Consider the following 19,623-nt stretch of genomic DNA (forward strand, 5'->3'; position numbering starts at 1 on the left):
CCCCGCTACGGAAGGATGGTGCGCAGGTGCGTGCGTAGGTGCAGTGCCTCATTCAGCGGCATCCGGAACAGCCCCGGATGCCGTGCGTCCAGTGCGGTGAAGACCTCCACCGCTTCCTCCGCCTCGGTCAGCGCCTCGCGCAGGCCGTGCGACAGGCCGCACCGCACCCGCGCCAGGAGGGTCAGCAGATGCCCGAGCTGGGGCCGATAGGTGGCCGGGTCTTCCCGGGCGAGCCGACGCCAGACGGGGAGCGCCTCCTCCCCGGCGGCGATGACGTCCTCGTACCGGTTCAGAGCCGAGAGCGGGCCGCCGAGGTTGCCGAGGGCAAGCACCAGCAGTAGACCGGTGGCAGGGTGGTCGAGGCGCCGCCAGAGTGCCACGGCCTGCTCGCCGACCATGACCGCCTCTTCGTGCCGCCCCACTTGCGCCAGGAGGTCGCCGAGCCGGTCCAGGGCCAGGCCCAACTCGAACTCGTAGCCGACGGGGTCGGCCTGTGCCAAGTGCCGCCAGACTGCGACCTCCTGCTCTGCGACCGCGACGGCCTGGTGCAGGCGGTTCAGCTCAGTCAGTGGCCGACCGAGGCTCTTGAGCGAGAGCGCCAGGTGCAGTCGATGGGCCTCCGGGGCGGTGTGGGCGAGCTTCAGCAGCAAGGCGACCGCCCGCGCGCCCTCCTTGGCCGCCTCTTCGTGACGGCCCACCCCGCTCAGCACGTCGCAGAGGACCACCAGTGCCGCTGCCAGGCCGGGCTCGTGTGTGCCGGGGTCGGCCTCCGCCAAGGGCCGTCGGATGGCTACGGCTTCCTGGGCCACGGTGACGGACGCCGCCGACAGCCCCGCCTTGCTCAGCTGGCCCGCGAGGTTGGTCAGGGCGCCGGCCAGGATCGGCAGGCCCGCGCCGGGGTTGTCTTCCGCGACCTCCCGGGCCAGGTCGGCCGCTTCCCTGAAACACTCCACGGCCCCCGCGGGATCCCGTTGCCGGGAGTGCCCGTTCCCCATGTTGATCAGTGCGATCGCGAGTTTGCGGCGGTACACGACGGGATCGTCAGGGCTCAGCCGACGGTACAGTTCGACGGCTTCACCGCAGGCGTCCCCGCCCTCCGCGGGCCGGTCGGCGTGCGCCAAGCGGGGTCCGAGGTTCAGGAGCGCCTCCGCAAGATTGGGTAGGTGGCTCTCGGAGTCGAGCCCGACGAGTTCGCGGAACAGCGCAACCGCCTCCTCGGAGAAGTCGACGGCCTCCTGGTGGAATCCCGACTCGCCGAGCCAGATGCCGAGGTTCATCACCGACCTCGCGAGGAGTGGCAGGTGGGTGGACCGGCTTGCGAACGCGAGGTCGCGGGACATGCCGACCGCTTCGCGGCAGTACCGAACGGCCTCCTGCAGGAAACCTGACTCGCCGAACCCGACACCGAGGTTCAGCAGGGCGTTGGCGAGGAGCGGCTCGTAGGCGCCGGGATTGTCCTCGGCGCCGGCCCGGAGGAATCCGACCGCTTCCTCGCTGGACACCAGAGCCTCGCGGTGACGGCCTTCGCCGCCCAGCGCGACCGCCAGGCCGTCGAGTGCGTTGGCCATGACGTCGATGTGGGCCCGGGGCTCTTGCTCCACCAACTGCCGGTAGATGGACACAGCTTCCGTTTCCGCGGACAGCGCCTCCGAGTACCGGCCGACTCGGGACAGTTGGGATCCCAGGTTGTGAAGCATTCCGGCCAGGTCGGGACGGAAGTCCGCGGGCCTCGCCTCGGCCGTGAGTCGGGTGATGTCGACCGCGTGTTCCAGGAGCTCGAGGCCGCGAGCGGTCTGCCCCTGCTGATCGAGCCGCAGGGACAAGGTCATGAAGGCGACCGCAAGACTGCCGATCTTCTCGGGATGGTTCTGTACGACCGCCACGAAGATCGCCACGGATTCCTCGGCCGCTTCCAGCGCGGTCCGGTGGCGGCCGGTCCAGTGCAGTTCGTTGCTCAGGCTGTTCAGCGCCCACCCGAGGTCGGACAACTCTTCCGCCTGGCCGCCGCGCGCCAGGATGCGATGGAGCTCCACCGCGTGCTCGATCGCCTCCAGGGCGTCGTCGTGCCGGCCCGAGTTGGACAGGCGCCACGCCTTCTTCGCGTAGAGGACGGTCTTGGCGGCGGGGTCCGCGAGGGACCGGATCCGTTCGGCGGAGGAGAAACGATCGGTGATTTCGGCGATCCCCACATCGAGGTCTGCATCCCTTGGGGGAGCGACCGCCTCGATGGCCTCCAGCGTTTCGAGCGGGATCTCCTTGATCCGGGCCAGGGTGGCCAGGGCGGCGTTGCCCGCGTGGAGTATGAGGCCGGGATGCTCGCGTGCCAGTGGGGCAAGTTCGTCGGCGGCGAGGTGTGGCCAGCGCGCGGCGGCATTGATCAGGTTCGTGAGGACGTCGCGGCGCCACTCCGGAGCGGGGGCGTCGGTTCGAACGCCGGCAGGGGTGTCGGCCGGAGTGTTCAGCCGGGCATGTACGTGGGGGTCGACCTCGGCATCAGCGGGCACGTCGGCGTTGACTCCGAGCAGCCGCGCCGCGGCCCGCACGGCCCAGCGCATCTGCAGGCGCTGGCCGGCCTGGGCACCCGGTGTGCTGAGGCCTACGAAGTCCTCGCCGAGGCGGTCGGGGTAGAGCGGTTCCAGGTACGTCTGCGCATCAGCGGCGGGGTAGCACGCGGCATGTTCCTCCAAGACCTGAAGATGGGACGCCGGATCACCCACCAGGGCGTCCTTCAGGGCGGCGAGCGCCGCCGGGAGTCGCCTGGGGCGCGCGAGAGTCGCGGTGTACACGGTCTGCGCCATGACGCCCGCCGGTACGGCACAGTTGTTCATAGCCTGCGCCAAGTCGCCTTCCGGTGCGGCGCAGTTGTTCTTGGCCTGCGCCAGCTTCGCCCAGTGGCTGTATTCGCGGTCCAGCAGGTATGCCGACAGTGCACCCGGATTCCGTGGTGGTTCGCCGCGGCAGATGTGGGCGTACACGGCCACCAGCGCGGCCATGTGCACGGTCAGCGTCAAGCCGTAGGCCTCGTGGTCCAGGTTCCCTGGCTCCGCGATGGTCTCGGCTTCTTTCCCCGGCACCCCGAGGGCGTCGGCGAAGCGCTCGCGGGCGACCGTGAACGCCTCGAGCCGGGTGGTGACGTCCCCCTCAGGAAGTGCCTTCACCGGGATCGCTTCATCTGCATAGCCCTTTTTGCGGAAATCATCCACCAGGGAGGACCACCAGCTCTCCGAGCGGGCGATGAGCAGGACCCTGAGCCGCGCGCCGCGCCGGGCGGAGAGCTTGCCCATGAGGGAATCGAGCTCCTGCGCGGGCCAGCGTTCGGCGTAGTCGACCACCACCAGCGCGTTGCGTCCCAGCGCCGACTTCTTGGGGTGGGGGGGGTCCGCCGTAACCGTGCCGGTCCGGACGGCCTGCCACACCTTCCATCCCCCTGCGGCGGCGGTGCGACGGGCCAGTTCGGTGGCCAACCGGGTCTTCCCCTGCCCTCCTCCCCCGTGCAGCAACGCCACCGAGGCCACGATCGGCCGCCCGTCCGGCGTCTTCCCGTCCCGCCAGCGCTCCAGCGTGGTCAGCTCGTCCGCCCGGCCGGTGAACGGCACCACCTCGTGGCGGGCCAGTAGCAACTGGCTCGGCTGTTCACCCAGATCCGCAACCGGCGGCTGCACGTCCTTCAGTGGGAAGCGCTGGACTCCCGGAGGGAGCTCGGCCCCTTCGTCCCTCCGGTGCGCCTCCGACAAGACCACCAGATCTGCATGGCGTCGTCGCCACAAGCTCTCCTCGTAGAGCGATTCGGTGACCGACCTCCTCTTCTCTTTGGCGAACGCCCTGCAGGCCTTGAGGAAGAGTTCGACGAATTCCCACTCCGGGAACTGGCCCAGAAGCACCCTGTTGACGGTGGACTGCGTCAGTCGCCCGCCGCTGACCCTCTCTATCTCGGCGAGCGAGGGAGAGTCAGCATCTCGGCGTACCTCGGCCAGGGTGCCCGCGAAGTACCGCCGGGCGTCTTCCAATGCCGTCATGTCGACTCTCCCCACCATGAGGCCCGTCCCGGATCGTCCCGGGTGATCCACATCCACACCTGGCGTGAACAGGGCAAATCCCCTGGTGTTTCCGAGGCGTCCCAATATCCCCGCTGCAGGCACCAAGACCTGGATCGTCTTCTTCGTCGGCCGACGCCACCATCCGACGTCCGTCCCGAAGGAGAACGATGTCCCGCACCCGCAGGCCCCGTCGATCCAGCCGGCCCCGCCCGCCCCGCCGCGAGCAGACGCCCTGGGCAGCAACCGTGCTCGGTGCCGCTGTCGGCGGCGCCGCCCGTGCCGTGTTCACCTGGCTGCTCGACCGGTTCTCGAACTAAGGTCCTGTCGGCGCTCCGGTCGCCGGCGCTCCGCACCAACCAGGAGCGTCGGCGACGCCCCGTACCATCCGCGGGACCTGCCGGGGCCCGGGGCACTGTGAGGGTGTCCACCAATCCATAAGAGCACGACGGCACCCCGGGCGGGCGTAGAACGCCGGATCCCCGCAACTCGACTGCCGTAGCGGGGCTAGCTTGATCTTTAACCTCTAACGTCGAACGGTGCGCCGAACTCGATCACTCGGTTCGGTAACCGCGGTCTCAATCGACCGCAGCCAACTGCCCTCCGCCATGGCCGCGTTTGCCGATGAAATGACTTGGCGGACCGGAAATGCCCGGGACGGCCCCGATGTGGTGACGAAGGTTCGCAACTACCTGGTCCACCCCGAGGAGGACCAGAAGGAGCACTACCGGCTTCCAGGACTCGTCACAGAGGTTTGGCTTGTCACCCGACACTGCCTGTCACTGCTGGGCCTCGACTCGCTGAACTACCGAGGACCACATCGGAACCTGTCAAGCATTCGCGGCTTTGCGGGCGAGGTCGAAGACACGCCTTGGCCGTGAGCCCGGACTACTGGCGCCCACACCTCCCCGACGGGCTCCCGGTACCGTCACCGGGACACCCGCATCGAAGGGCTGGATGAGAACACGGCTGGGCGGCCTCGCTGCTGCGCCACATATCCGACGCGTTGGCCGCAGATGCCGAGCGCCGGCCTGACGGCCTTCGCCGGAGACGGCACGGCCACCGCGCAGTACCTGACCAAGAGGCAGGGCCAGCGACACTTCACGGGCCTGATCCACGCCGCCACCGACAGCGTCCAAGACGCGTACGTACAGCTCCACGGCATCGACTTCGTCGGCACCGATCACGTCTTCCGTCTCAACAGGACCCGGGTCGAGGCCTTCTCCGGAGTCGCGAAGGACCTCTTCCACCACCTCGAGAACGGCCAGATCGAGCGGTACCGCACCGAGGTCCACGCCCACCGGAAGACATGGCCGCTGCTCGAATGGGACTCGAAGTGGGACGGCCCGGTCTCCGTCCATCAAGACGGCTCCGTACTCGCGATGCGCGTACTGACCTGAACCTGCCGGGGAAAGGGTGATGGTGTCACGCCCGGGTGCACACGGACGCGGCACCCACCAGGCGCTGACACTCGACAACCGCGCGAGCATGGGGGCTGGCACCGTATGGCACGACCGCTCCGGCCTCGGAATTGGCCATCCTGCCGCTGGCATGCAGCGGATGTGCTCCCGTTGGCGTTTGGGTCGAAGCATCGGGTCTGAGACCCAGACATTCGTCGGCATCGGCCCACGCGGCTGGCTCCACCGGGTCCGCGGGAAGGCATCTCTCGCTGCTCTCCCAATTCGATGATGTCGCGGACCTGCCGGCGGCGGGCCGCGGAACGGGCCGTCGCGGCGTCGTCGGGGGCATAGGAGCCCCCGGCCCGGAGCGGCCGGACCGCGGACGGGCCCGACCCCCGGGTCGGCGGCATCGGGGCTATGCGTGGTCCTTCCCGCGGGTCAGCCCGCGGGAGGTCTCCACCACGGCACACCGGGCGACCAGTTCGTCGATGTCGCCGGTCAACGTGGTTCTGATCTCCGAGCCCAGCCGGGTCCAGCCGAAGAAGCGGGCCACCTCGCGCAGCAGCTCCTCGCGGCCGGCCCCCGGCCCCTCGGCCACCACGTGGCAGATGACCAGCCGGCGTTCGACCGGCGGCACCAGTGCCACCTTGCGGTCGCACCGCGGGATGGGCTTGCGGGCGAACTCGACCTGGTGGCCCGGCAGGTCGTATGCCGTTCCGACGGCCACCGCCTTGCGCTGCCTGACCAGGTGCGTGAGCGCCCTGCGGATCCGGTCCTTGACGACGGTTCCGGAACTGGCCACGTTCCACGCCTGGCGGACGCGCGTGAAGACCAACTCTTCCTCGATCGGCCCCTCGGCCGTGATGACGCGCAGGGCGACGTCCGCCACGATCTTCATCGCGTCGGGGTCCTGGAGCGGGATGTCATCGCGGCCCAGCCGCCGCGCACCGCGGAAACGGGCGTCGATCAGCTCCGCGTGGTCGGCCACCTGGTAGGGGCGGCTCCACTCCGGCGGACCGCTCACCACCGGCGCGAACTCGACCGGTGCGGGAGCCGGCCGCGCCGCCGGGGCGGGCCGCAGGGGCTCCTCGCACGGACCGGTCGCGACGGTGCCGGCCCCCGTGGGCGCGGGCGTCAGCGCAGGTGCGGGTGTGGGTGTGGGTGCGGGGATGGCCACCTCGGGTGTGGGTGCTTGCGCGACCGGGGCCGCCTCCCGCGTCGGCCGCTTACGCGCGTGCGGGTCCGCGGCGCACGCCGCCTCCACGGCGACCCGCAGCCGCTCGATCGCATCGCGCCTGTTGCGGTACCAGTCGGTGCCCCAGATGCGGTGCAGCTCCCAGCCCAGGTCCCGCAGGACGCCCTCGCGCAGCCGGTCGCGGTCCCGGGCGGCTCGCGAGGAGTGGTACATCACGCCGTCGCACTCGATGCCCAGGGCGTACGAGCCCGGCGCGTCGGGGTGCCGTACGGCCATGTCGATACGGAACCCCGCGACGCCCACCTGCGGTTGCACGGAATAGCCCCAGCCGCGGAGCACGCCGAGGACCTCGTCCTCGAAAGGGCTCTCCGGCTCGGCGTCGGGGTCCGCGGCCGCGGTCTGCAGGATCTGCGGGCCCTGCGCCGCGTACTCCAGGTAGCGCTTGAGGTCCCGGACGCTCTTGTTCTGGCTCTCCGGGAGCTCGCCGCCGTGGAAGGAGGCGACCACCTCCATCCGCTGCCGGGCCCGGGTCACGGCCACGTTGAGCCGTCGCCAGCCGCCGTCCTTGTTGATGGGGCCGAAGGAGGTGGTCAGCTTGCCCTGGTGGTCCCGGCCGTAGCCGACCGACAGGATGATCACATCGCGCTCGTCACCCTGCACAGACTCTAGGTTCTTGACGAAGAACCCGTGCAGACGCCCCTCGGTGAAAAAGGGGTCGAGGTCGGGGCGTGCGGAGCGGGCCTGCTGCACCGCCGTCTCGATCGCATCGGCCTGGGACTTCGACAGCGCCACCACGCCGAGCGACTGGTCGGGCCGGGTCTCGAAGTGGTGGATGACCCGTGCCGCCACGACCTCGGCCTCGCCCACGTTGTTGCTGCGGCCGCCGCGGTCGTAGACCCCGTCCGCCTTGAAGAACTCCACTCCTACGTCGGGGCCCTCCTCCAAGGCTCCCGGAAAGGTCACCATCCCGCCCTGGTAGAACTCGTGGTTGCTGAAGGCGATGAGGTTCTCGTGCCGGCTCCGGTAGTGCCAGCGCAGCGGCAGACCGCGCAGCAGGCCGCTGGCCTTGCAGGCGTCGAGTACCGACTCGAACCCGTCGCCGCCGTTCTCGTGCCATTCGTCGTCGTCATCGCCGTCACCCGTCGCGCTGAAGAACGACGTGGGCGGCAGCTGCTTCTGGTCACCGGCCACAATCAGCTGGTCGCCGCGGTACACCGAGTTCACGGCGTCCTCCGGCAGCACCTGGGACGCCTCGTCGAAGATGACCACGTCGAAGCGGAAGTCCGGCGGCAGGTACTGGCTGACCGTCAGGGGGCTCATCATGAAGCAAGGCTTGATCCGCCGGACGACGTCCTGGGCCTCCCGCAGGAGAACGCGAACCGGCATGTGCTTGCGCTGCTTCTGCGCCTCGTTACGGATCAGGCTGGCCGCCCCCAGCGAGGTGCGGCGCGGCCGGCGGGCGTTGCAGGCGGCGATGACCTCGGCGTTCGCGCTCTCGACCAGGGCCTCGTCGGCCTCCCTGAACCGCTCCACCAGCTGGTCGCGCTCGATCGCCCGGATCGGGTTCAGCCGGAGGTCGGTGGCGAGCTGGTGCTCGACCCAGCCGGTGAGCACGGCCCGCGCCACCGCGTCGGGGAAATCCTCGGCCGAGACCCCGCGTCCGGCGAGCTGCGCGGGCAGGCCGTCCAGTCCGTGCCCGGCCAGCAGGGTCAGCGCCGCGGCGCGGTCCGTCCAGGCGGCCGGGCCGTACGGGTCCCTGTCGAGCCGGGTCAGCAGGATGCTGGCCTCGGCCAGCGAAGCCGCCAGCTCGGCCAGCAGCGGCTTCTCCCGGCGCGGTTCGAAGTAGGCGGCGAGCGCCTCGCGCTGGCGGATCCAGTCGGCGTGGCGGGCGGCGACCGCCGGGTCGGGGGCGGCCGTACGCATCATCCGCGCGGCCGCTGCGGGCAGTGGCGCGGAGCGGGAGCCGTGGGCGGTCCTGCGGACACGCTGCGCCCAGTCGAGGGCGTCGAGGACCTCGCTCCGGTCGGTGTCGGCACCCCGGTAGAGCTCGCCCAGCAGCGCGCGGTGGCCGGCCGCGTCCTGCTCGAAGCGGTCTTTGGCCGCGTCCGCCGCGCGGATCGCCCCCACCGCTTCGCGCGCTTCGGCCACCGTCGGCTCGGTGTCCTGGTCGGCCAGACGGGAGACCGCGTGCAGCAGTTCGGCGGCGTCCTCGAAGGGCTCGACGTGCGCACGGAACCAGTGCGCCGCGGCGTCCAGCGGGGCGGCGAGGAGCTCGGGCCCGGCCGCCGCGAGGTGCGGGAGCCGTGCGTGCCGTACCCAGTCGGCCAACTCGGCACGGGTCCGCTCGGCATGCCGCAGCAGCTCGTGCGGTACGGGGCGGCCGTCGGCGACGACCTCGGCGAGGCGGGCCCGCCGTAGCGGGTCGGCGAGGGTCCCCGGCGCGAGCCGGGCGATGGTGCGGGCGGCCGTCGCCGCGCCCGTCAGGGCGTGGCTGTCGGGGTGACCGTCGGCGGCGTACCGGCCCAGGAACGCGATGTCCTGCCCCGCCGCGTACGGGGCCGGCCGCTGCCGGGTCAGGTCCAGGGCCAGGCGCAGCAGCCGGCCGGTGGCCTCGAACCCGGTCGCGCCGCCGGGCGTGTCCTCGGCGAAGGCGGCCGGGTCGGTGTCGAGGCCCTGGTACCAGGGTCCGAGCAGGCACCGGTCCGCGGCCTCCCGTGCCGTGAACTCCGCGGTCTCGCGCCGGGCGGCCAGCCCGGAGGCGATGGCCGTACGGGCGTCGGCGAGGGTGGACCGGGCGTCCTCCTCCGTACCGCGACGGGTCACGGACGCGACGCCGTCCAGCAGCGCGCAGGCCTGCCGGGCCGGTTCCAGGTGCACGTGCAGCCAGCGGGCGGCGGCATCGAGCGGCCGGAACGTGAGCCGGCGCGTGGCGAGGTCCACCGCGTGACGGGGCAGGTGAGGGTGGTCCAGGCCGCGGCGCCACGCCGCCAGGTCCGTGCGCAACCCGGCGCCCGCCTCGAGCAGTTCGGGCTTCGGCATACGGCCGTCGGCCAGCTGATCGGCCAGCAGGCCGCGGCGGTGCGCGTCGGCCGTGGCCGCCGGGGCGAGCCGGTGCACCTGCTCGGCGTGTTCGAGGGCGCCCCGGAGCCGGGGGACGTCGGGGAGGCCGCCGGGGCCGGCACGGTGGCCGAGAAGTTCCGCGTGGGCGCCCGCGAGCGCGAGCAGCCGGTGGTGGGCGGTGTACCAGTCGAGGGCAAGGTCCAGCTTGCCGCCCAGGTCCTTCTTCCAGGACCCCGCGGGGGTGAGCCGGCCGATCAGTTTCCGGCCTGCGCGTATCTCGCCGTTAAGCGCGCCTCCGAGGCCCGCCGGGCCCTCCTGGAGCCGTCGGACCGCTTCGGGGAGGCCCGGAGTCTCGAGCGTCTCGGGCAGGAACGCGTCGCTGCCGGCCTGCTCGGCCTGCGCCAGCACGCGCGCGGCCGAGTCGATCTCCGCGACGGCCGCCCGTACGCGTGCCAGCACCTGCGGATCGAACCAGGTGGCCGGGGCACGGTCCGCGGCCTGGCTCAGCTCGACGAGAGCGGCCAGTGCCTCGGCGTCCGCCGTGGTCTCCGGGTCCGTGCAGCCCAGCTGGGCGGCAAGGGCGCGGGCAGAGCGCTCAGCGGACTCCAGGTTCCGTACGAGGGGAGCGAACCAGTCGGCGAGCGTGGCGATCTGCGGCCCGGTCAGCTGGGTAATGYCCAGGCCGGCCGGGTCGAGCGCGGCCAGGCCCGCCTCAGGGGCGGGAGCCGCCGCGCTCAGCTCCGGGCCGAGGTCGGCCCAGCCCGGTCCCGCGTCGGCCGCCGCCTGGGCACGGGCGGCGAGCGCGCGCTCGCGCCGTTCGAGGAACTCGTGCAGTGCGTCCGCCACGACCCTCACGGCCGCCTCCGCCGCCTCCTCCGGGCCGTCGGGGCCGAGCCACTCGGCCAGCGGACGGTACGCTCCGGCGGCGAGCGTGACGATCTCGCACACCGAGCCGGCGGCCTCGGCGCCGGCCGCGAGGTCGAGGCCGGCCGCCCGGGCGATCCCGGCGAGGGCGCCGTGCGTCCGCTCCAGATCCTCGGCCGTGCTCTGGAACTCCTGCGCCAGCTTCGCCGCCCGCTCCTCGGTCAGGGCGGCGGGGTCGAGCCCGGGAGGGGTGAGCGCGGCGAGCGCGCGCTCGGCCTCACCGGTCTCCGCGGTCCAGCGCTGCGACAGCTCTTCCCAGCGGGGTCCGCCGGCACTACGGGCAGCGATCCGGGCCCGGTTCAGCCGCCGCAGCTGCGAGGCGAACACCTCGACGGGCCCTTCGACCTCATCGGCGAACTGCTCGCTCGTCAGCCACTCCTCGGGCACGGGCCTGCGGGAATCGATCAGCTTGAGCAGGGCGGCCAGCCGGTAGACGCCCGCCTCGTCATCGACGGCTTCACCGGCGGGGACGAGGTCCGGGTAGGGGGCGATGGCCGCGGCCAGCCCGTCGCGTGCGGCCATGGCCTGATCCAGCGCCGCTCGCGGATGCGGCAGGCCGGCGCGCAACTGCCGCCAGGGGAAGGTGGGGTCGGCGACGGCGTCCCAGGCCCTGGAGATCGTCTTGGTCGCGCCGACGATGTCCTGGAGGTCCTGGCTGCTGAGGGCCTCGGGCTGGAACGCGGCTTTCTCGCCGTTCTTCTTCCCCTTCTTCTTCCCGCCCTTGCCTCCGTCCTTCGCCCCGTCCTTGCCCCCGTTCTTCGGCCCGTCCTTGCCCCCGTTCTTCGGCCCGGCTCCTTCCGAGTCCTCCGACCGCGTCGGAAGGAAGGCGACCGGGGCGCCGTGCAGGTGTCCGACGCGGCCGATGACATCGTGCAGGGTCTGCCCGAACGGCTCGCGCACCTCGTTCATCGCGCTCGCGTACCGGCTGAGCGCCTCGCGGGAGTCCCGGGCCCGCGCCACCACCTGCTCGCTGAGCTGCGGGGCGCGCGGCTCCTCGACGAGGGCCCGGCCAAGCTCCTGGGCGACGGCCCGCCGGCTCGTGTTGTGGCTGTGCAGGGGCAGGGCGTACGAATCCAGGCCGACGGAGCGCAGCCGGTCCAGGACGACGTCGAGGGCCGCGGCCTTCTCGCTCACGAACAGGACGCTGCGGCCGGAGTGCATCAGGCCGGCGATCATGTTGGTGATCGTCTGGCTCTTGCCGGTTCCGGGCGGCCCGTCGAGTACGAAGGAACGGCCGGCCACGGCCGCGGCGACCGCCTGGCGCTGAGAGGCGTCGGCGTCGAGCACGAGCGGGCTGTCCTCGGGCGGGCTGAGCTCGTCGATCCGGTCGAGCTCGACCTCCTCGAAGTCGAACCGGTCGGACGCCAGGCCAGCCTTGCGCCCGAGGGCGACGGCACGCACCAGGTCGCTGGCCAGCAGGTGGCCCTCGTTCTCCAACAGGTCCTGGTACATGGCCTCCTTGTGGGAGGCGAAGAGCGCGACGACCACCCGCTCCTTGAGCGTCCAGCCGGACTTGCCCGCGATCGAGGCGGCGGCCGCACGGAACACGGCGCGGATGTCCATGGGATCCTGGGCGGCCACGGTCGACCAGTCGATGTGGAACTGCTCCAGCTTCACCTTCAGGGCCGGGTTGAGCCGGGGGTCCTCGTCAGTGTTGGCCGTCAGCTTGACCCTGCCGTCCTCGGTGCGCTCGAGGTTCACCGGCACCAGGACGAGCGGGGCGTCGCTGCCCGACAGAGCCCCGTCCTCCCGCCAGTTGAGCATTCCGACGCCGAGCTGCAGGGTCCACAGACCGTAGTCATTGAACAGCTGAGTGGACTTGCGCCGCAGTTGGAGCAGCGCCCGCTGCAGGGCGGGGGTGGTCTTCCGCTGGGTGAGGATCCCGTCGGCTTCTTCCGGGAAGTCGCAGTCGTCATCTGGCTCTTCATCGGGAAGCGGAGCGAACTCCCAACCCTTCTCCAGCCCTGCGACCAACTCTTCCGCCGCCGGGTGGAGAATCTCCAACGTGGAGGCCCTGGTGTGCCGGAAGTTGAGCAGCCGGTTGCGACCGCTCAGATCCACCAGCGAAGTCCGGTACTGAGCCAGCTTCGCCTTGAGCTGTTCCAGCTCTCCACCGCCACCGAAGGAGCCCGCAGTCGTCACACTGGTCCTTGCTTCTCGTTTTCTCCGGGGTCGACGAAGTCACCCCCCTCGGATGCGAAATATAGACCAATATTCAAGGTTCGGACGGGGAGTCTGAGGAGTGGACACCGGGCCCGCGCGCCGGGGCCGTGCCCGTGGCGGGGTGTCAGTCCCGGGGGTGGAGCGTGACCAGGATCGAGCCGTCGGCGGCGGCCGCGACGGTGAGGCCGGTCAGGTCTGGGACGTGGGCCGCAGGGGCGTGGGCGGCGGCGCGGGGGCCGATGCCGATGACCCGCATGGCCGCCGCCCCGGCCGGCGGCGATCCCGGCGGCGGAGTCCTCGAAGAGGATGCAGTCGGCGGAGTCCATGCCCAGCGCGGCCGCGCCCTTGAGGAAGCCTTCGGGGTCGGGCTTGCTGGCGCCGACGGACGCGGCCGTGGCCCCGGGCCGTGTCGGCGGAGGTGACGAGGGCGTGCGGCAGACCGTCGAGCGCCGCCAGGAACGCGGGGGCTCCCGCGACCGGGACCACTCCGTCGGTGTGGGCAGTCTCACGGGCGAGCATCTCCACGTGGTTGACCTCCATCGGGCGGTCCAGGAGGAGGACAACCATGGTGGCGTGGCTCAGGCGGCCGTAGACCACCTTGAGGGCCTGCTGCGGGTCCAGCCCGTGGGAGACGGCCCAGCCGCGCCAGCAGCGCTCGACCACGGCGTCGGAGTTGACGATCGTGCCGTCCAGGAGCAGGGCACTGGCGGTCAGGACAACGGGTGCGGTGGTGGTACTAGCCGGCATCGACGGGGCTCCAGACCCATTTCAATGACGTCGCGGTAGCGGCATGACCCCAATCATCGTGCTGGCACTACGCCTGTCCCGGCGGCAACGCTTCGCCTTCCCCAAGAGCGCGCCACTGCCCTTCGTCGACGGGTGCAGTTGTCCGGAGTCAAGAGCTCGGTGATGCACGCGCAATCGAGCTGCGTCCGCCATCGGTAGTAGCGGTCCGGGTCCGGTGCGAGGAACGCCCACAGCACCGGAGGAATCCCCCTGCGGCGATTGGCATTGAATTCCTCTTACTCGCGCAGAACATCCGTACGCCGCTTCGCCCGGCCCGGAGGTCGGCGCACTACACCCGACGGTCGCACACCTACGCCTCCGGCGGGTCGGCCACATTCGATTACTCTCGCCCAGCGAAACACTGCTGCCGACGCTAGGAACCTTGAGATCGGACTGCGACGTGCTTTCGCGCGTGTTTCCCCTGAACGAACGAGGGGAAGTTGCCTCCGCATTGTCGACACTCGCCATCCGGTGGATTGCGGAGATCACGCACGTGACGACGTCGGTGGCCGAGATGGGTGAGCGCCCCCGGCTGTAAGGATCCAGTCGGGCCACCTCCTGCGCAGCAGGCGCGAACTGCACCCTCTGTCGCTGACAGGTAACCGGGCGCGGCCCCGAGGACGTCGGGCTGCCCGCGGCAGAGGCCGTAACGGCGCGCCGACAAGCCCCTGCGCCAGCAGTATGCGCGACCGCCCGGCTGCTGTGCCTCCGTGAGCGACCCAAGGGGCTGATGCTGACCGTTTGCTGACCAGAGCCCCACCGCCACGCCGCTGACCTGCGGAAACGCCCAGATGTCAGATGTAGGACTTGAACATGGTGCGCAGTACTATGGACTCCTCGAAGACGGCTCCCTGCCTGCTTTCTGCAGGTCAAGGGCGGCCTCGACTGTACACCGGGATGCGTCGGTCGAGGATTGTGAGGAACATCGCTCGGGTCAGGCGATAAGGGCCCCACCTGGGCTTCGCGCCATCACCGACACCTGTTCAGGCAATCCTCCGGGAATGCCCGGCGACTCATGCTGACCGAATGCCGACTTGCCCGATGGGCCATCAGACAAGCGGGAGACCACTTTGCACCGCTCTCGCGGCCGTCGAATCCTGGAAGAACGGTCTCTGCCGGCCGGAGGCCGACGAGATCCTCAAGCCGGCCCCGACGCCGGCCAAGGCGACCCGGCCTACCCGCACACGGTTGCAGGCCGCGCTCAAGCGGGCCGGTCGTCAGCGGGGCATCGCAGCCGACGCTGAGCGGCTTCGCGAGGTCTTCCCGGCCGACTGGGCCCACCAGCCGGAGCTGGTCGAGGTCGCGCTCGGCAAGCAGATGCTTGCTCTCCTGTTTCAGCTGGAGGCCGCCTGCTCCACCACCGACAACCTCGCCGAGGCTGTCGAAGAGGCATTCCCTCAGCACCCGGACGCTGAGATCATTCTCTGCTTCCCTGGCCTCGGCACCCAGCTGGGCGCCCGGGTGCTCGCCGAAATCGGAGACGACCGACAACGGTTCTCCAACGCCCGCGGTCTGAAGGCCTACGCCGGCGCCTCGCCCATCACCCGGGCATCCGGGCATCCGGCAAGAAGTCCGGCATCACCCGACGCTGAGTGAAGAACGACCGCCTCAACCACGCCGGATACCTCTGGGCGTTCTCCGCGATCACCACGTCGCCCGGCGCCGAGGCCCACCACCGGCGCCGCCGCGACACCCATGCAGACTGGCACGCCGCCGCTCAACGCAACCTCTTCAACCGCATGATCGGCCAGCTCTACCACGGTCTCCAGCACGGCGAACGGTTCGACGAGCTTGCGGCCTTCCCCACACCGCCCTCGGTGGCCGGGACGGCTGCTACCTGACCTGCGGCAACGCGCCTTGCTCAGGTCGCCCCCCGCAGCCGATCATTCACAACGACGCCTGAGGCAGCTCGTAGATCATTTACGGGACAACCCCTACCTGCGCTTCCCGTTGATCCGGCCGTAGAGCGGCATGCGGAAAGCACCGGGCCGCGGGGGAGGCGAACTTCCTCGCCTCCCCCGCGGCCCGGTGCGAACGTCAGACGCAGCGTCCGTCCATCCAGTCGGTGAAGCCCTTCGTCCACGAGGTGGCCACACGGGTCACGTCGGCGTCCAGTGCCTTCTGCCAGGAGGAGTAGTTGCCGGAGGCCGGCGGGGGCGGCTCCTCCCACTCGACGGCGTCGACCCCCCACGCGGGATGGCCGGTGAGGGCCGCGGAGAGGCCCTCGGCGCTGACCCGGCTCTGGAGCACCGGAATCAGATCCGTGTCACTCGTGTAGATCATGATCTCCTGGGACGCGATGCGCTCCTTGATCGGTGCGAGCACCTCGTTCCAGGCGTTGTCCCGGATCGACGAGTCGCTGCTGAGGAGCGACTCCTTCGTTTCCCCCTTCACCTCCACCAACACGGCCATGCCGTGCTCCTTGGCGCTGTCGAGCCACTCACGGAACGTGTACACGGTCTCGCCCGCGTAAGGGCCCCACCTAATGGTGCGTCCATCGAGCGGGTTCTCCCCGCTCGCCCACGTCAGATCCGAGATGGAAGCGGACGATCCGGTCAGCCCGTAGGTGGTTCTGTTGTGCCACATCACGGCCTTGGTGCCGTTCTTGGTCAGCCGCAGATCGGCCTCCACCCCGGCCGCGCCCCAGCTCTTCTCCTGGGCAAGGCCCGTGGGGTGGTTCGCCGCACGGATCTGGTCCTCTTCCCAGCCTCCCGCCTCCGTGGGCCACCCGCCGTGCCCGAACACCTCGGGACAGTAGGGCAGCGCGGTGGGGCTGGTGTACCCCTCCATCATGTGGACCTGTCCGAAGGTCCAGTTGCCGGGCAGGGACTCCCAGCTGTGCAGGGCACTGTTGAGGTCGCCGTCGGACTTGGCGGTGAAGGTGATCGTCTTCACCCGTCCGTCCCCGTAGCCGTAGAGAGTGGCCAGGTCGTCGCGGCCGTCCCCGTTGTAGTCACCGGTGACGATCTTCATTTGCGGACGTTCGTACGAGCCCGCCGGGAGGTTCAGCATCTCCCGCCGGCCGCCGAACTTTCCGTCCGTGCCGAGACTGAAGCCGATCACCGCGTCGTGACCGTCTCCGTAGTCGTACCAGGCAGCCACTTCGTCACGGCCGTCCCCGTCGAAGTCACCCGCGTGCAGACTCGCCTGACGGAACGTCCAGTCCTCGGACTCCCAGCCGTGCACGGGCTCGGCGAACCCGCCATCGGTCCGCCCGGCCCAGTACATCAGCTTCACTCTGCCGTCCCGGTACCCGTACAGCGCCGCGAGGTCGTCACGTCCGTCCCCGTTGAAGTCACCGGTGGCGAACTTCATGCGGTTGACGTACCAGCCATCCTCAGGGGCCCGCTGGAAGGAGAAGAAGTGCCCGCCGAAACCACCGTCCGGGCGGGCGAGCAGCCCGTTCCGGGAGCGCCGAAAGCGCCGTTCGAGCCCGCGAAGAAGGTGCGTACCGCGTCGTGCCCGTCCCCGTAGTCGTACCAGGCGGCCATATCGCTGCGGCCGTCACCGTTGTAGTCGTGGCGGACGTCGGCGCCCGCCACGGCCGCCACACTGGTCGACGCATCCGCCATGCCGTCGAATGCCGTGGCCGTCACTGCCGGTTGCCTGGGCGCGGCGGTCGCACCGGCGGAGCCCGTGAACAGGCCGAGCAGAGCGAAGCACAGCACCGCCGAGCCCGCTGCTATGGAAGGTCTCCTCATTCAGCTCTTCACATCCCTTGCCGTCGAACGAGAAAAATGCACCCCTCGGCGGGGGTGCATGGGGAGCGAGCCTCGCCCGACCGGATCGTTCATTTCGCCACAGTCATGACAAAGACGACGACCGATGCCTACGGGGCCGTCGATCATTAGATCATTCAAGATCGGTGAAGCAGGAGAACGGGCACACCCGAGGAGCTGGGTACGGGCCCGCCGGGTCACTGATACCGGCTCAGCCCGCCTACGTCGACGGGCGGACCCTGGAACCCTTCACTGCGGACTCTCCCTCACGTCCGACCCCCCAACCTCCCGGTAGCCGTCGGCTGGGGCGTCGGCCTCGATGCCAGCCTCCCCGGATTGCCCCTCTCCGCAGCCGAGTTCACCGAGCTGGGACACCGGCTGTACGAGCTCCTTGCCACGTTCGAGGGGCCGCACCGCGCGGGTCGGCTGGGATCCGGAGTCGCTGCTGGGCCACGCCGCCGACATCACGTGAGCCCGACGGCGTACCTCAACATGGCAGCGACAAGGTCACTTGAGACCAGCGGCCAATCCACCAAGGTCGCCTGAGACGACGAGAACGTCTCGCGAGACGGGACACCAAGTTCAGCAGCCACAGGCAACGCCAAAGAAACGGCGCGCAGACCGATTTCGAAGCGGCGCTCGAGCTCGGGAGACGACCATAGCGCTGGCGACGCCGCCGACTACCCGGGCCGCCACGGAGAGGCCGCAAGGACCCCGAGCGCGTCCTGAACGACGTCTTCATCCTGTTCGACCGGGCTGGAGCAACGTCTCACGAGTACCAGTCGGCCTCCGCCGGCCGCGCCCGGCGGGGCACGTCCCGGGCGGGCATGGGTGTGCGTTCGCCACCCGCGAGCAGAGTGCTTGCCGGGTCGCCGCCGAGAACGCCCGGGAGCGTCACCTCGACCTCGATGCCGCGGGGCGGGTCGGTGGGCAGGGTCGTGGTCATCACCGTCGTCTGGGCGTGGTGGCCGTGGGCGCGGGCGGCAGCGACCTGCTTCCCGTCCACGAGGAGCTCAAGCTCCCGCGTCCCGCCCATGTGCAGGCCCACCGTGACCGAGCAGCCGGCGTGCTCGCAGTGAAAGTGGTACTCGCGGCCCATGATCGCCTCCCGGAAGCGCCCGGCAACGAAGCCCTTCCGTCCATCGTGGCACCGGATGGTGGCTGCGTCAGCCCCGGATCTCGCGCCCCGGTCAGCCCTGCCGAGGGCCTGGGTGCGTATCGGAAGCCTCATGCGGTCAAGCTCGCATCGTTTCCTACCTCCCCTTCATGACCATCAGCGCACGGATCGCCCCTGGAAGGAGGTCGGCTCCCGGCCGCCGTCGGGGATGGCGCCGCCCCACCACACCACCCCGCATACGGCGTCTGCCGCCTCCAGGCCGAAAATCCAGCCAGGATGCGGGCCCACAGCCGCCGTGCGAGGCTGACACAGGGGGAAGCCTGCCCAGGGACCCGATCCGACGAGCGAGGGCCGATCGTGCCCCGCTCGCGGGGCCGGCCATGATCGCCGACTTCTTCCGGCCGCCCTTCCACCTCTTCGGGGCCACCGTGCCCATCGCCGTGGACATCTTCATCATGTGGGCGCTCTGCGCCGGACCGGCCGAAGAGACAGTCACGTCCGAGCTCGAGGCGTCCGCCCCGTCCGCCGCCGAAGAGGCCCTCCATCTCGAACGGGTGCTCATCGAGAGAACGGGAACGCTGACATGACATCACCTGACACCGACGAACTGGGACCGGTCGACTACGTCGTGGTCGAGTTCCCGCCGGCCACCTCGCACTTCACCGGCGAGATGGCCGAGGAGCTCGACAAACTGGTCACCTCGGGGACGATCCGGGTCCTGGACCTGATCATCCTGACGAAGGGGGCGGACGGCGAGATCGACGTCATGGAGGTCGATGCCCCGGAAAGCGTCGGCGAACTGCGCGCCGCGGAGGCGCAGCTGGCCGGCCTGCTCGCCGAAGAGGACGTCGTCAACCTCGCCGCCGCCATGGAGCCCGGCACGACAGCCGGCGTGCTGGTCTGGGAGAACGTGTGGGCGGGACCCTTCGCCTCCGCCGCACGCCGCTCGGGAGGCCAGCTCATCGCCAACGGACGCATTCCGATCCAGGCGATCCTGGCCTCTATCGAGGCCGACGAAGAAGGGGAATGAGATGCCTATCGGACCGATGCGCAGAGGGCGACGTGGGGTCATCGGCGCCCCTGTCGCCCGCACGGCGGCCGTCGCCGGCACGGCGGCTGTCGTCGCCCACGGGGTCGGTCGCCGCAGTGACCGCCGGGACGACCGTGAAGACCGCCGGGAGGACCGCCGGGACCGGCGCTGATCCGAGCCTCACCGGCCGATCCG

9 protein-coding genes and 2 pseudogenes are annotated in these 19,623 nt (G+C 70.5%); 5 read left to right on the forward strand and 6 right to left on the reverse strand.

Going from position 1 to position 19,623, the window contains the following annotated elements:
* Positions 1-5: 5 nt before the first annotated feature.
* On the reverse strand, positions 6-4,016 hold the full coding sequence (locus tag EAO71_RS25420; protein WP_147980143.1) for a tetratricopeptide repeat protein: 4,011 nt from the start codon (positions 4,014-4,016) through the stop codon (positions 6-8).
* Positions 4,017-4,573: 557 nt separating this feature from the next.
* Here EAO71_RS25420 and EAO71_RS25425 point away from each other — a divergent pair.
* Both EAO71_RS25425 and EAO71_RS25430 read left to right on the forward strand, forming a co-directional pair.
* Positions 4,574-4,915: a hypothetical protein gene (locus EAO71_RS25425; RefSeq protein WP_147980144.1), complete on the forward strand. Its 342-nt coding sequence runs from the start codon at positions 4,574-4,576 to the stop codon at positions 4,913-4,915.
* Positions 4,916-5,050: 135 nt separating this feature from the next.
* Entirely contained in the window at positions 5,051-5,434 is a 384-nt protein-coding gene (locus EAO71_RS25430) for a hypothetical protein (protein ID WP_147980145.1), read from the forward strand.
* 415 nt (positions 5,435-5,849) lie between these two features.
* Here EAO71_RS25430 and EAO71_RS25435 read toward each other — a convergent pair whose 3' ends face one another.
* Positions 5,850-12,755 carry a DUF3320 domain-containing protein gene (locus EAO71_RS25435; protein ID WP_261992338.1) on the reverse strand — a complete coding sequence of 2,302 codons (6,906 nt, stop codon included), beginning with the start codon at positions 12,753-12,755 and terminating at the stop codon, positions 5,850-5,852.
* 145 nt (positions 12,756-12,900) lie between these two features.
* Positions 12,901-13,523, reverse strand: a pseudogene (locus tag EAO71_RS25440) (HAD-IA family hydrolase).
* Between the two features lie 1,116 nt (positions 13,524-14,639).
* Between EAO71_RS25440 and EAO71_RS40320 the strand changes: the two are divergent.
* Positions 14,640-15,403 (forward strand): annotated as a pseudogene (locus tag EAO71_RS40320) (transposase); the annotation flags it as partial.
* A gap of 196 nt (positions 15,404-15,599) precedes the next feature.
* Here the strand turns inward: EAO71_RS40320 and EAO71_RS25450 are convergent.
* From EAO71_RS25450 to EAO71_RS25455, 3 genes are all read right to left on the reverse strand, one after another.
* Positions 15,600-16,877, reverse strand: a complete 1,278-nt coding sequence (locus EAO71_RS25450; RefSeq protein WP_261992339.1) for an FG-GAP-like repeat-containing protein — start codon at positions 16,875-16,877, stop codon at positions 15,600-15,602.
* Positions 16,874-17,158, reverse strand: coding sequence for a hypothetical protein (locus EAO71_RS39150; RefSeq protein ID WP_261992340.1), 285 nt, complete (start codon positions 17,156-17,158; stop codon positions 16,874-16,876). Before EAO71_RS39150 ends, EAO71_RS25450 begins: the two co-directional genes overlap by 4 nt.
* Before the next feature lie 892 nt (positions 17,159-18,050).
* Positions 18,051-18,380: a hypothetical protein gene (locus EAO71_RS25455; RefSeq protein ID WP_147980146.1), complete on the reverse strand. Its 330-nt coding sequence runs from the start codon at positions 18,378-18,380 to the stop codon at positions 18,051-18,053.
* 398 nt (positions 18,381-18,778) lie between these two features.
* On the opposite strand from EAO71_RS25455, the gene EAO71_RS25460 reads away from it, so the two are divergent.
* Both EAO71_RS25460 and EAO71_RS25465 read left to right on the forward strand, forming a co-directional pair.
* On the forward strand, positions 18,779-18,985 hold the full coding sequence (locus tag EAO71_RS25460; RefSeq protein ID WP_147980147.1) for a hypothetical protein: 207 nt from the start codon (positions 18,779-18,781) through the stop codon (positions 18,983-18,985).
* Positions 18,982-19,428, forward strand: a complete 447-nt coding sequence (locus tag EAO71_RS25465) for a DUF6325 family protein (protein WP_147980148.1) — start codon at positions 18,982-18,984, stop codon at positions 19,426-19,428. Before EAO71_RS25460 ends, EAO71_RS25465 begins: the two co-directional genes overlap by 4 nt.
* Positions 19,429-19,623 lie beyond the last annotated feature (195 nt).

The sequence above is a fragment of the Streptomyces sp. MS191 genome (assembly GCF_008042125.1).
Taxonomy (GTDB): Bacteria; Actinomycetota; Actinomycetes; order Streptomycetales; family Streptomycetaceae; genus Streptomyces.

What these genes read in the sequence shown, in the direction of transcription:
- EAO71_RS25460 (WP_147980147.1), top strand. Translation starts at nt 18,779, where the DNA reads ATGATCGCCGACTTCTTCCGGCCGCCCTTCCACCTCTTCGGGGCCACC.
- EAO71_RS25430 (WP_147980145.1), top strand. Translation starts at nt 5,051, where the DNA reads ATGCCGAGCGCCGGCCTGACGGCCTTCGCCGGAGACGGCACGGCCACC.
- EAO71_RS25420 (WP_147980143.1), bottom strand. Translation starts at nt 4,016, where the DNA reads ATGACGGCATTGGAAGACGCCCGGCGGTACTTCGCGGGCACCCTGGCC.
- EAO71_RS25455 (WP_147980146.1), bottom strand. Translation starts at nt 18,380, where the DNA reads ATGGGCCGCGAGTACCACTTTCACTGCGAGCACGCCGGCTGCTCGGTC.
- EAO71_RS25465 (WP_147980148.1), top strand. Translation starts at nt 18,982, where the DNA reads ATGACATCACCTGACACCGACGAACTGGGACCGGTCGACTACGTCGTG.
- EAO71_RS25450 (WP_261992339.1), bottom strand. Translation starts at nt 16,877, where the DNA reads ATGAAGTTCGCCACCGGTGACTTCAACGGGGACGGACGTGACGACCTC.